14 protein-coding genes and 1 tRNA gene are annotated in these 12,532 nt (G+C 31.7%); 12 read left to right on the top strand and 3 right to left on the bottom strand.

The window, feature by feature from the left end:
- The first annotated feature begins 82 nt into the window (after window positions 1-82).
- The 9 genes from trxA (at window position 83) to RHP49_05060 (ending at window position 5,874) form a co-directional block, all read left to right on the top strand.
- The gene (gene trxA / locus RHP49_05100; protein WNH13631.1) at window positions 83-400 is read left to right on the top strand and encodes a thioredoxin; all 318 of its coding nucleotides are present in this window, start codon (window positions 83-85) and stop codon (window positions 398-400) included.
- Between the two features lie 78 nt (window positions 401-478).
- Window positions 479-1,024 (top strand): ATP-dependent Clp protease proteolytic subunit, encoded by a 546-nt coding sequence (locus tag RHP49_05095; GenBank protein ID WNH13630.1) that lies wholly within the window; start codon window positions 479-481, stop codon window positions 1,022-1,024.
- Window positions 1,025-1,038: 14 nt separating this feature from the next.
- The gene (locus tag RHP49_05090; protein ID WNH13629.1) at window positions 1,039-1,968 is read left to right on the top strand and encodes a DUF58 domain-containing protein; all 930 of its coding nucleotides are present in this window, start codon (window positions 1,039-1,041) and stop codon (window positions 1,966-1,968) included.
- Between the two features lie 81 nt (window positions 1,969-2,049).
- Window positions 2,050-2,123 (top strand) — tRNA-Asp (locus RHP49_05085).
- Between the two features lie 502 nt (window positions 2,124-2,625).
- Window positions 2,626-3,159, top strand: a complete 534-nt coding sequence (locus RHP49_05080) for a T9SS type A sorting domain-containing protein (GenBank protein WNH13628.1) — start codon at window positions 2,626-2,628, stop codon at window positions 3,157-3,159.
- 8 nt (window positions 3,160-3,167) lie between these two features.
- Window positions 3,168-3,791 carry a hypothetical protein gene (locus RHP49_05075; GenBank protein ID WNH13627.1) on the top strand — a complete coding sequence of 208 codons (624 nt, stop codon included), beginning with the start codon at window positions 3,168-3,170 and terminating at the stop codon, window positions 3,789-3,791.
- A 23-nt stretch (window positions 3,792-3,814) separates the two neighbouring features.
- Complete coding sequence (locus RHP49_05070) at window positions 3,815-4,900, top strand: hypothetical protein (GenBank protein WNH13626.1); 1,086 nt, start codon at window positions 3,815-3,817, stop codon at window positions 4,898-4,900.
- Between the two features lie 304 nt (window positions 4,901-5,204).
- A complete protein-coding gene (locus RHP49_05065) occupies window positions 5,205-5,525 on the top strand; it encodes a panthothenate synthetase (protein WNH13625.1) in 321 nt (106 codons plus the stop codon).
- Window positions 5,526-5,613: 88 nt separating this feature from the next.
- Window positions 5,614-5,874, top strand: coding sequence for a hypothetical protein (locus RHP49_05060; GenBank protein ID WNH13624.1), 261 nt, complete (start codon window positions 5,614-5,616; stop codon window positions 5,872-5,874).
- 107 nt (window positions 5,875-5,981) lie between these two features.
- Here RHP49_05060 and RHP49_05055 read toward each other — a convergent pair whose 3' ends face one another.
- On the bottom strand, window positions 5,982-6,317 hold the full coding sequence (locus tag RHP49_05055; protein WNH13623.1) for a hypothetical protein: 336 nt from the start codon (window positions 6,315-6,317) through the stop codon (window positions 5,982-5,984).
- Window positions 6,318-6,527: 210 nt separating this feature from the next.
- The gene (locus tag RHP49_05050; GenBank protein WNH13622.1) at window positions 6,528-6,935 is read right to left on the bottom strand and encodes a CHRD domain-containing protein; all 408 of its coding nucleotides are present in this window, start codon (window positions 6,933-6,935) and stop codon (window positions 6,528-6,530) included.
- A gap of 499 nt (window positions 6,936-7,434) precedes the next feature.
- On the opposite strand from RHP49_05050, the gene RHP49_05045 reads away from it, so the two are divergent.
- Window positions 7,435-8,448, top strand: coding sequence for a hypothetical protein (locus tag RHP49_05045; protein ID WNH13621.1), 1,014 nt, complete (start codon window positions 7,435-7,437; stop codon window positions 8,446-8,448).
- A gap of 2 nt (window positions 8,449-8,450) precedes the next feature.
- Window positions 8,451-9,866, top strand: coding sequence for a T9SS type A sorting domain-containing protein (locus tag RHP49_05040; GenBank protein WNH13620.1), 1,416 nt, complete (start codon window positions 8,451-8,453; stop codon window positions 9,864-9,866).
- 390 nt (window positions 9,867-10,256) lie between these two features.
- Here the strand turns inward: RHP49_05040 and RHP49_05035 are convergent, their stop codons facing one another.
- The gene (locus tag RHP49_05035; protein WNH13619.1) at window positions 10,257-11,294 is read right to left on the bottom strand and encodes a LacI family DNA-binding transcriptional regulator; all 1,038 of its coding nucleotides are present in this window, start codon (window positions 11,292-11,294) and stop codon (window positions 10,257-10,259) included.
- A 152-nt stretch (window positions 11,295-11,446) separates the two neighbouring features.
- Here RHP49_05035 and RHP49_05030 point away from each other — a divergent pair, with 152 nt between their 5' ends.
- Entirely contained in the window at window positions 11,447-12,487 is a 1,041-nt protein-coding gene (locus RHP49_05030) for a sugar kinase (GenBank protein WNH13618.1), read from the top strand.
- Window positions 12,488-12,532 lie beyond the last annotated feature (45 nt).

The following is a 12,532-nucleotide window of genomic DNA, read 5'->3' as shown; positions in this document are numbered from 1 at the left end:
GTTGGGTTGTAAGCTTTAAAGTTTTTTTTGACTAATTTTGTGTTGTTAAAATGAATTAAGAACATATTAAAATATAAATATTATGGCATTAGAAATAACAGATGCGACGTTTGAAGAAACAGTATTAAAAAGTGATAAACCTGTATTAGTTGATTTTTGGGCAGCTTGGTGTGGACCATGTAGAATGGTTGGACCAATTATTGAACAAATAAGTGAAGAATATGATGGGAAAGCAGTAGTTGGTAAGGTTGATGTAGATGCAAATCAAGAGTTTGCTGCTAAATATGGTGTGCGTAACATTCCTACTGTTTTAGTTTTTCAAAACGGAGAAGTTGTTGGTAGACAAGTTGGTGTAGCACCTAAAAATGCCTATACAGATGCTATTGACGGTCTATTATAAAAGTTAAATAAAAAGAAAATTGAAAAGGTTTGCCGTAATGGTAAACCTTTTTTTATTTTAGATAAAAATTAAATAAAAATGAGTGATAAAATAAAAGTACAAGATGCTATTGATACCAAATTATTAGAGCAACGTAAAGTATTCTTATGGGGACAAGTAGATGATAAATCTGCAAAGCATGTTATCGATAGATTGATGTATTTAGATACCTTGAATAATTTTGATATTCAATTATATATTAATAGCCCTGGAGGTTATGTAACTTCTGGTTTTGCTATTTACGATTGTGTAAAATCACTAAACAGTCAAGTGTCTACCATATGTACTGGTTTTGCTGCTTCTATGGGGTCTATTATACTTTCTGCAGGACAAAAAGGGAAACGTTTTATACAGCCACATGCCCGTGTTATGATTCATCAACCTAGTGGTGGAACACGCGGACAAGCTAGTGATATTGAAATTACGGCTAAAGAAATTGTAATTACAAAAGAGTTAAGCGCACGAATTTTAGCTGATAATTGCGGACAAACTTTTGATAAAATAATGAAAGATTTTAATCGCGACCATTGGATGGGTGCCGATGAATCTGTTGCTTACGGTATTGTTGATGGTGTTTTAAAATAATTGCAATAAAACTCATGAATTTACAAAACGAACTTAATAAAGCAGAAGGTTTTAAAAACTTAGGATTACTTGCAAAGCAAGTCGTAGAAGGGTTTATTGCTGGCATGCATAAAAGTCCGTTTCATGGGTTCTCGGCAGAATTTGCAGAGCATAAAATATATAATCAAGGCGAAAGTACACGTCATATAGATTGGAAACTATTTGCTAAAACAGATAAACTCTATACCAAACGTTATGATGATGAAACTAATTTGCGTTGTCATATCATTTTAGATAATAGTAGTTCGATGCATTATCCTGAAATGGATCGCTTTTCTATTAATAATTTAAATAAAGTAGCATTTTCGGCATTAGCAGCAGCTGCATTAATGCAAATTTTAAAAAAACAACGTGATGCTGTGGGCTTAAGTATTTATAGTAATGATTATGATTATTATGCGCCAGAGAAGGGTAGTGAGAGGCATCATCAAATGCTTTTAAATCATTTAAGTGAAGCTGTGGTATCAAAACCAGTTAATAAACAAACAGAGACTTATAAATATTTACATGAAATAGCAGAAAAAGTACATAGACGTTCTATGATTTTTTTGTTTACCGATATGTTTCAAACTTCAGAAGATGAAACGAAAATATTTGAAGCATTGCGCCACTTAAAATATAATAAACATGAAGTTATTCTATTTCATGTTTTTGATAAAGAAAAAGAACAAAATTTCGACTTTGATAATAAACCAAAGCGGTTTGTTGATGTTGAAACAGGTGAGTTTATTAATTTGTACGCCGATAGTATAAAAGAAAATTATCATGAAGTAGTAAATAATTATTTTACGGCGTTACGTTTAAAATGTGCGCAGTATAAAATAAAATATGTAGAAGCCGATATTAATAAAAATTTTGATAACATCCTCACTACCTATATGGTAGAGCGTCAAAAATTTAATTAATAAAAAAAAGTCAAAAAAAAGTATAAAAAAGGTTTGACATATTAAAAAAGGCGTGTATATTTGCAACCGCAATAAAGCAACGGTCTGGTAGTTCAGTTGGTTAGAATGTCGCCCTGTCACGGCGAAGGTCGCGGGTTCGAGTCCCGTCCAGACCGCAAAATTGCAACAAATAAGCTCTGAGAAATTAGGGCTTTTTTTGGCAATAATAAGAAGTTGTGTTGTTCCCGAATTAATATTCGGGAAAGTAGTTTACCAAAGTAAATTTGGTATACCAATGAGAAGCTTTCCTTTTTTTACTTAGTAAAAATCGGGATGCTTTTTTGTTTTAGGCAACATCTTTATTATACTTTTTAACTGGTATATAATCATTAATTGCACTACCACCTCCACAGTACATTTAAAACAAGGGTGTTCCATAAATGGAAATTATAATAAGCGAGTGTGTATTATGACCACCTGTAATCTTCACAGTACTTTTAAAAAAATTTGTTTTTCAGAAACTTACAAGTATTTCAACGAAAAATTATAAAAAAAACAGAACATGGGGTAGGAATTCTAAATTGTGACATGTTATATAATATAGTAATGCTAACAAGTTAACGGCCGAAAAAAAAATCGCTTTTACCCTATATTTTATAAAATTTAAATTTTAGATCTATGAAACAATTATACATGAAACTATTATTAGAAAAACAAAAATTCAAAGGATGGCTTTTTAAATGGGGAGTTGCTATTATGCTCTTATCATTTAATGGTTACTCACAAACAATAGCAAGACAAAGTATCTCAAGTTATGGGACAACGACATCAAAAGATGGGCATTCTTATGAGCAAACCATAGGACAAGCCTATAACACCCAAAATGTTGAAAATAATAATGTTTCGCAAGGTTTTCTTCAGCCGTTAAGCTATAAAATTGAGAAAGTGATTCAAAATGATTTTGAAGCATTAGACATTAAAGTTTTTCCCAATCCATCTCAATACAGGATTACCCTGCAAAGTACCAATGTGCTTAAAGAAGCTTTTATCAGTATTTCTAACATACAAGGAAATACTATTTACCAGCAAAAAATTCAAAACCTAAGAGAGCACGTTATTAACTGTAGCTCCTGGGCAATAGGAATATATCTTTTAAAGGTCCTAGACGATAATAATAAGCAATCTGTCAGTAAATTAATAATATCTAAATAATCATTAATATGAAAAGAATTATACTAGTATTAACATTAACTTTTATTTCGCTTTCAAGCAAAGCGCAAGAACCAAGTTTCACCATAGAGGCATCTCAATTGGTAAGTGACTTTAAATTTGTTAATAGTGATAATGTCAAGCAAAATCCTGATTACCAAACAGTATTCGCAGGCTCATATGGTATAGGATACCGCAATATTTTTAGAAATAACGTAATTTTTAAAGCAGGTTTGGGTAAGAGGAATGGAGGGGCCAACTATGTTTACGATGGCATGAATTATTCCTGGCGTTTAGAATATGCAGAGGCCAAAATAGGAGGAGGCTATATATTAAAAAGAAGAGTGTTTAGTCCCTATTTTGTTCTGAATGGATACTATGGTTATTTGTTACGTGGTACCCAGATTTTAAACAATGAGGAGTTTAATATTACAAAGTCAGGCATACTGAAGAAGTCAGATTTTGGAATTATTGGTAATATAGGACTCAACTTTAATATTTCTAATTTTATATCTGCATATGCAGAAGGCTTATACCTATATGGATTAGGTAATATAGAAAAAGATTCAGGTCAAACTTCCGCTAACCGAAGCTACGGTATCACATTAGGCCTTTCCTTTAATTTAACTGAGTAGTAATAACCTTTAATATGATTGTAATGAAAAAATTTAAATATATTTTTATAGTAACTTTTATTAGCGCCATTAATTTAATTTCAGCACAGAGAATAGGCAATCTGGATGGCATTTATTATCAAGCTGTAGCTCTTAACGATAAAACGCAGGAAATTGTTGGTATTGATATTGAAGCAAACCCTCTTTATAACAAAGAAATTGGAGTTCGGTTTACTATTGCAAAAGGGCTTGATGGAGAGGTTCAATGGGAAGAAACCCATATTACGACTACAGATGCTCATGGTTTGTTTAGTTTAGTCATTGGGAAAGGTGAGGTGACAAGCACTAGTTATGTGCGTTTACTTGATATTCCTTGGATTGATGCAGACCAGTTCTTAAAAGTTGAAATATCAACCAATAATGATGGTAATTATACAATGGTAAGCAATCAAAAGTTTATGGCTGTGCCCTATGCATTTTATGCCGATGATATTGCTGATGATGCCATTACAACTGAAAAAATACTAAATGAGGAAATCCTTGCTGAGGATATTCATGAGGGGGCTGTTGAAACTTCTGAGATTCTGAATGGAACCATTCTAAATGAAGATATTGCTGATAATACCATAAACTTATCAACTAAGGTAACAGATATACTATCTGTTGAACATGGAGGTACGGGGCTTAATGCTTCGACGGTTACAGATGGTCAAATTTTAATTGGGGATGGTACAACCAATGACTTTAAATTATCAACTATTACTGCTGGAGATGGTGTTGTAATTGATAATACTCCAGGCACCATTACAATAAGTTCACCACCTGTGTCTACCAGTGCCGATGGCTCTTTTACCATTCCTGTTGGAAGTAATGGCACCATTAGTGGAAATAGCCCATGGTATTCTCCAAACAGTCTAAAAGTTGACCCTCCAGTGGGTAAACCTTTTGAAATGGGAGATATTTTTCTTGCTTCCGCCAATGTTGATTTAAAAGGATGTATTTTGTCTGTTTATTTACAAAGTATTGATGGTAATGGACAAGCAAATGTTCAAGTAATATTATATAATCCACAAAACAACTCCGTAACACTTCAGACTCCGGTAACGTTTAAATTTCTACTTGTTAAATAATCCCTGAATAAATTATAATCCTATATTGTTAAAAATTAAAATCTTTAGCAAATAGCAGTAATCTAAAAAAGCTCTAATAAATTAGGGCTTTTTTTGGCAGTATAAAGAAGTTGTGTTGTTTGATAGGCTCTTTATGATTATCAATGGATAAGGGTTCCTTTTTCTTAATTGAAGATTGGGGCGCTTTTTGTTATGGAATATATTTCAAAACAGTATAGATGCTTAAAAATTAACATGTTAAATAATTAAATAACAGCATTATTTTGTATCTTCAAGGGATTATTAATCCATAAAACTAATAGATATGAGAATGTTAGTTAATGTAACCTGTCCTATTGAGCCTTTCAATACAATGGTTAGAAATGGTACTGCTGGTGAAATTATTGGTCGAGTCATCGATGATATTAAACCAGAAAGTATTTATTTTACCGAACAGGATGGCAAGCGCGGAGCCGTAATGGTGGTGGATGTTCCTGATGCTTCAGACATCCCATCTATTGCCGAACCATGGTTTTTAAATTTTGAAGCCATATGCGAATTCAGAATTGCCATGACACCCGATGATTTAATGAAGTCCAACCTTTCCAAACTTGCAGAAAAGTGGAATGAGGTTCAGATGAATTGAATTTAAGTGTAGCTTAAGAGAGCCACTTCATGTTTATAAAGAGGTGGTTTTTTTGTAGTTTAATTTAAGGTTTTATATATAAGGTGTTATGAAAAATCCATTGTTGAAGACCCCTGTTTTTTTAAATGTGGTTATCCTTATAATTTCAGGAATTATTAGTTGGTTTGCCTTGTTGATGGGAATAGCACATATTATTGAAGGAAGTAGTAGCCCTCCTAATCCTGATATTCCCAAAATACAGGCTATGATTGGTTGGGTTGTGGTGATGTTTCTCTGTATTGTTGGCATTGTTTCATTAGTTATTACAGTTGCTGCAATTCTGGCTATTTTCAAAAGATACAGAACCTAAATAAATAATTGTATTGTTTCTCCATGTGAAACTTTCCTTTTTTCTTTATAGAAAATCGGGATGCTTTTTTGTTTTAAGGCTTTTTGTTTGATGACAATACCCTATCCTTAATTTGATCGAATATTCTGAATAAATTTGATGATAAAAATTATTTTTAGAGTTATTCCCAAAACAATTAAATAGATTGGTTTAATCAGGTTTTGTTCTACACCTTTCAGATACAGGCCTGTAAAAAACAACAATAGTCCAACAGTTAAAATAAAAAGCTCTGTTCCTGGTTTATATTCCCCATTTCTCGCTTTTAAAACGATGTAAATTAACTTACATGTAACACCAGTAATAATGGTAGCTAATCCTATTACTTCCAGCTGTGTCATTTTTTTAAGAAGAATACCAACTACTAATAAGATAATCCCCGCGAATAATAATGACTTAGATTGCATAGTATGTCTTTTAAAGGCTAAAGTATTATATATCATAGCCTTTAAGAATGACATTTATCAGGTAAATTAAATTACTTAACTACTTGTCGAAGCTTTTCTTTTACTATATAGAAAATCTAGATGCTTTTTTGTTTTAGTATGCAACGATAATAAAAAAAAACCTAGCATGAAGGATTGATTTTTTAGCTAGGTTTTTAATTTTAGTTGTTATTATAATTGTCCTCTAACTTCACCTCCTGGATAAGTTGTTGTATGGACATTAACATAAATGTTACCTGCTCTAATAGCCGAAATCAGATTACTTAATGGCTTACCAGCAAGGGCACCTGATAAGTTGCTTGCTGTAATAGTGCCTTCAGCCAAAACGCCGTTAACAGGAGCAATGGTCTCTGGAGGAAAGTCACTAATATTTAACAGATTTACAACAACACCCGCATTAGTGCCAGCAGGACCCATATGAAAATGTGAACCAGTAATGTTCGTCTGTACATTGGCGACAATAATTTTAAAATAAATTGACGATTCATCTTTGTTAATGCGAACAACAACTTGTCCAGTGGCATTAGTGTCTCTGGCGGGTACTTCGTTATCGCCACTTAAGTGCGTAGTAATATTCATTTTGTCCTTTTGTGAGGCGCTTTGTTTAGCGAACAAAGTGATATTTAATGAGTCTTCTGCTTGCATATCTACAAGCGATTCGTTGCTACATCCTGATAACGTTAAACCTAAAGCTACGAACAGGCAAAAACTTACTGTCGATTTTAATAGTAATTTAATCATAGTAAATAATTTTTTAGTGTTTAGAAGCTTGTTGGACGAAAAAGTGAAGATTGTGGGGAAGCTTTATTCCAATACTCCTAGAACAGAAGTTAATATTTATAAATATAGTTAAAAATAATTGATATTCAGTGATTTATAATGAAAATATTAGCTTTGAAAATGTATTCATATGAAAGCTTTCCTTTTTTCTTTATAGAAAATCGGGATGCTTTTTTTTGAAAACTTAATATGAAGCTTTTAAGTTCTGTAATTATAATTGGACTGATTAATATCATTTGGCTTCTTTTTAACATAGTATACTTTAGAACAACTACTATAATTAATTAATAATACTATTATGAAAAGAGAATTTTTACTTTCAATTTTTTTACTTTTTGTAGTTGTTTATTCAACAGCTCAAAAGTCAGTTGCTTTGCATAGCGACGGAACTACAACTATTTTTGGTGGAGATGCACCTTTGATAGATGCTTATGATGCTTCAATAACTGGTGATACGTTGTATGTTTCAGGAGGTAATTTTGTAGCGCCTACCACCATAGATAAAGGTTTGGTAATTATAGGTGCGGGGTATGATACAGATTCAACCGCAGTAACAGGAAAAACTTATATTTATAGTTCTACCATCAATTCTGGTCGTATTGTTATAGGAAGCAATGCATCCAACCTATATATGGAAGGCATGCAATTCCAAGGAGGTTTGGTTAAATCTGATGCTGATATTAATGGATTCACTTTGATAAGATTAAAAATTGCGAATTTATATTTTACCAATACAGGAATAGTTCCAACAAATGCATCCGTAATTCAATGTGATATTCTTGGCGATTTTCATATTCAAGGGGTAACCTATTCGGTAATCTCAAACTGTATCCTAAGAGGTAGAATACTTGAGTCTAATTCCAATGTCTTTAAAAATAATGTTATAACATATGAATCTGGATTTGGTACATTATCGAATTGTGATGCAAATACATTTATGAACAATATTTTCACCACTACTAATTTACTTTCGGATGGAAATTGTAGTTACAATAATTTTCAATATAACATTTTTGCTCACCCATCTCCTTCTCTTCAAACAGGAGCTACAGATTTAAATAATTACAAGGAGGTTGACATGGCAACTGTTTTTGTTGATATGGTTGCATCAGATTTTCATCTATTACCCGATGCCTCTGTAACGTATTTAGGTGATGACGGAACTGAAGTGGGGCTTTATGGAGGACTATTGCCCTTTAAAGAAGGAGCGGTACCTATAAATCCTCATGTTTCATTTAAATCTATACAAACCACTACCGATAGTAATGGGGTTTTAAATATTTCTTTTACAGTTAACGCTCAACAAAATTAGTTATGAAAAAACTATTGAAAATTGGGCTAATATTTTTTATAAACTATCTGTTTTTAGGTTCTTATAGCATGGCCCAAAATAACATTTCTAGGTATCAATACTGGTTTGACAATGACTATGGTTCAAATATCTATGCATCGGTTTCTCCAGTAGAAAACTTAGAATTGAATACAGATATACCTCTTGAAACACTATCTGATGGACTACATATTTTTAATATTCGTTTTAAAGATACTGATGATCGTTGGAGCGTTACCTCAAGTGATTTTTTCTATTTTAATAATTTGACAGCCAATAGTATAAACAGCTATCAATACTGGTTTGACAATGACTATGATTCAAATATCTATGCATCGGTTTCTTCAACAGAAAACTTAATGTTGAATTCAGCAATTCCTCTTGAAACATTAAAGGATGGATTGCATCGCTTTAATATTCGTTTTAGAGACAGTAAAAATAGGTGGAGTAATACCTCAAGTGATTTTTTATATTATAATGAATTAATTACCAATAATATAAATGGCTATCAGTATTGGTTTGATAATGATTATAGTTCACAAATAATCGAAACGGTTTCGCCGAATGGACAATTGCTATTGGACACTTCAATATTTTTAGAAACACTATCTGATGGACTTCATATTTTTAGCATTCATTTTAAAGATGATAAAGGAAGATGGAGCATTCCTCAAAATCAGTTTTTTTATTATAATAACTTGACGGATAGCAATATTGTAGCTTACCAATTTTGGTTTGATAATGACATTGATACCAATGCACTTGTTGCTACTACACCAATGCAACAAATGCAATTAATGGAAGTGATTCCTATTGAGAATATTGAAGAGGGACTGCATCTTTTTAGTATTAGGTTTAAGGATGATAAAGGTAATTGGAGTGTCCCAGTGAATCAGTTTTTTTATAAAACCAATTCTGTAGTTAATAATAAAATTACTGCATATCGCTATTGGGTAAATAATGACATTGCTAATGCAATTTATGTATCCATAGATAGCCCATCACAGCTAATAAATTTAAGTGAAGCTATTGATTTTCCTGGTCTGGTGATTGGAGATTACACGATTCATTTTCAATTTAAAGATTCTTCAAATAATTGGAGTATAGTAACCTCAGATGATTTTTCGTTAACTAGTCTTAGTGTCATAGAAAATACTTTTGAACAATTAATTACCGCTTACCCAAATCCAACAAAAAGTATTGTTAATTTTAATTTAGGAGTGAGTTATAATTTAATTAAGGTAAAGGTATTTGATGATATAGGTAAACTAATCCAGCAAGAATCTTTTATGAATTTACAAGAATTTAAATTAAAGATAAAGAACAAATCTGTTGGAATTTATTATTTGATGATAATTGCTGATGATAAAAAGGCGACATTAAAATTTATAAAACATTAAAAGGTATAGATGTATTTTGTTTATTTAAAATTATCATTAAGTAGGAGCCTTATCCATATTGCCAAATTTCCGAAAGCTCTAAGAGATTAGGGCTTTTTTGTAATTAAAGAAGTTGTGTGGTTTTTGAGAGGAATAGCTGAAATTAATTACTTAGTTAAATGTTTTTAGGTTTATCCTGTAAGCCTTCTTTTTCTTTATAGGAAATCGAGATGCTTTTTCTGTTTTAGCTGTGATTGTAATTTTGTAGAATAAACTTAATGTAACAAAAGTTACATAGTGAAATAATTAAAAATTGTAATATTGTTCTCTCTCTATCTATTGTTCAAATTCAACTTATAGAAAGATTAATAGCAGTTTAAGCGTATATTTATTTATACGCTTTTTTTTATATTAAGAATTAAGCTTTTTTACGTTTGAAGAATCTCTAATAATTAATTCTGCGTCTAAAATTATTTTGTTTAATTTTTGCTTAATAGTTGTTTCTTTGGCATGCTTTAAAAATGTATAAGCAGCTTGTTTTCCAATTTCAGCACTGTGTTGGTTTATACTGGTTATTGTTGGCGTAACCATAGCCGTAAAGGGTTCGTCTCCAAAACCCACTAGTGCAATGTCTTTAGGGATGTTAATATGGTGTTCGTTTAGTATTTGAAGAGCACCTAATGCTGCATAATCTCCAGCTACATATACAGCATCTGGTCGGTTTTTTAAAGCTAATAATTTCGACATTTTTTGCCTTCCATCTTCTATAGTAAGGCTACTTTCAATAAGAAGCTCATCTTCAAGAGGTAAATTATGTTTTTTTAGTGCATCTAGATAGCCTTTTATTCTATTATTGAAAATTCGGGTGTGTTTATATCCACCAATATGGGCTATGCGTTTACAGCCTTGATTTACCAAATGTTCAACAATTTTATGACTGCTATCATAATCATTAATTCCTATATAATCAACGTTTAAATCGTTTTCTCCACGATCAAATAAAATTAACGGAATACCTTTAGATTTGATTTTTTTATAATAGTTTAAATCAATAGTTTCGTTTGCCATTGAAGCTATAATACCATCAACTTGAGTAAATAATAATGTATCTATGTTGTTACATTCTTTTTGGTACGATTCATTAGATTGTGTTATTATTATATTGTAACCTTCTTTATTTAAAACTTCTTCAATATTTTGAATAACAGAAGAAAAAAAGTTACTGTTTGTTCTGGGTATAATAACACCAACTAATTTACTTTTTCCTTTGCGTAATGCACTAGCTAGATGATTGGGCTGGTAGTTTAAATTTTTGGCTACTTGTTTTACCGCTTTTTTTGTTTTATCACTTATTCTAGGGTCGTTATGAAGTGCCTTTGAAACTGCTGCAGGAGAAATGTTTAATACGTTAGCAATATCTTTTATGGTTGTTTTCTTTTTTGTATTCAATTTTTTTATATATTTGCTTAAACGTTTAAGCAAATATAATGTTTTAGTTTTTATAATCAAAACCATTATATTTTAATTGGTTTTGATTAAATTTCAAAAAATTGCTTAAACGTTTAAGCAAATATATAATTAACTAAATAATAATTTAAGTAATGAGTAAAGTAGTAACATTTGGAGAAATCATGTTAAGATTAGCTCCTCAAGGATTTTTAAGATTTTCGCAAGCAAATAACTTTGATGTTGTTTATGGAGGAGGAGAGTCTAACGTGGCTGTTTCATTGGCTAACTATGGAATATCATGTGATTTCGTAACGCGTTTACCAAAAAATGATATTGGTGAATGTGCTATGATGGAAATGCGTAAAAGAGGTGTTGGTGTTGATAAAATTGTTTGGGGTGGAGACCGTTTAGGTATTTATTTCCTTGAAACAGGTGCGGTTTCTAGAGGTAGTAAAGTAGTTTATGATAGAGCTAATTCTTCTATGGCAGATATTCAGTCAGGAATGGTTGATTGGGATGCTGTTTTTGAAGGTGTTGAGTGGTTTCACTGGACAGGTATTACTCCAGCTATTTCTCAAAGTTCTGCCGATGTTTGTTTAGAAGCAGTAAAAGCTGCTAGTGCAAAAGGAATTACTATTTCTACCGATTTAAATTATAGAGCTAAATTATGGAAATATGGTGGTGACCGTGAGGCGATCATGACTGAATTAACATCGTATTGTGATGTTATTTTAGGTAATGAAGAAGATGCAGAGATGCACTTTGGAATTAAACCAGAAGGTATTAGTGTTCAAACTCAAGGTCATGATGTAAAAGCGGAAGCTTTTTTATCTGTTTGTCAACAAATGATGAAAAAATTTCCAAGAGCTAAAAAGGTAATTACTACGTTAAGAGGTTCTATTTCAGCTTCTCATAATACATGGGCAGGCGTATTATACGATGGTAAAACAATGTTTGAAACACGTCAATATCAAATTACTGATATTGTTGATAGAGTAGGTGGTGGAGATTCATTTATGGGAGGTTTAATTTACGGATTATTAACATACCCAGAAGATGATCAAAATGCATTAGATTTTGCCGTAGCAGCATCTTGTTTAAAACACACTATTAAAGGCGATGCTAACTTAGTAACTGTTGCAGAAGTGGAAAAATTAATGGGTGGTGATGCATCTGGTAGAGTAGCAAGATAATATTAGTGTTTAATTGTTGAACTATTGAATCGTTTAATGGGTTTA

Source organism: Flavobacteriaceae bacterium HL-DH10 (genome assembly GCA_031826515.1).
GTDB classification, from domain to species: Bacteria; Bacteroidota; Bacteroidia; order Flavobacteriales; family Flavobacteriaceae; genus Thalassobellus; species Thalassobellus suaedae.
Note: the sequence above shows the minus strand (reverse complement) of the source record. Positions and strands in the feature narration are given on the sequence as shown.

Coding starts and splice junctions, on each gene's coding strand:
- RHP49_05055 (WNH13623.1), bottom strand. CDS start 6,317: ATGCAATCTAAGTCATTATTATTCGCGGGGATTATCTTATTAGTAGTT.
- RHP49_05030 (WNH13618.1), top strand. CDS start 11,447: ATGAGTAAAGTAGTAACATTTGGAGAAATCATGTTAAGATTAGCTCCT.
- RHP49_05070 (WNH13626.1), top strand. CDS start 3,815: ATGAAAAAATTTAAATATATTTTTATAGTAACTTTTATTAGCGCCATT.
- RHP49_05045 (WNH13621.1), top strand. CDS start 7,435: ATGAAAAGAGAATTTTTACTTTCAATTTTTTTACTTTTTGTAGTTGTT.
- RHP49_05065 (WNH13625.1), top strand. CDS start 5,205: ATGAGAATGTTAGTTAATGTAACCTGTCCTATTGAGCCTTTCAATACA.
- RHP49_05060 (WNH13624.1), top strand. CDS start 5,614: ATGAAAAATCCATTGTTGAAGACCCCTGTTTTTTTAAATGTGGTTATC.
- RHP49_05050 (WNH13622.1), bottom strand. CDS start 6,935: ATGAATATTACTACGCACTTAAGTGGCGATAACGAAGTACCCGCCAGA.
- RHP49_05075 (WNH13627.1), top strand. CDS start 3,168: ATGAAAAGAATTATACTAGTATTAACATTAACTTTTATTTCGCTTTCA.
- RHP49_05090 (WNH13629.1), top strand. CDS start 1,039: ATGAATTTACAAAACGAACTTAATAAAGCAGAAGGTTTTAAAAACTTA.
- RHP49_05095 (WNH13630.1), top strand. CDS start 479: ATGAGTGATAAAATAAAAGTACAAGATGCTATTGATACCAAATTATTA.
- RHP49_05040 (WNH13620.1), top strand. CDS start 8,451: ATGAAAAAACTATTGAAAATTGGGCTAATATTTTTTATAAACTATCTG.
- trxA (WNH13631.1), top strand. CDS start 83: ATGGCATTAGAAATAACAGATGCGACGTTTGAAGAAACAGTATTAAAA.
- RHP49_05080 (WNH13628.1), top strand. CDS start 2,626: ATGAAACAATTATACATGAAACTATTATTAGAAAAACAAAAATTCAAA.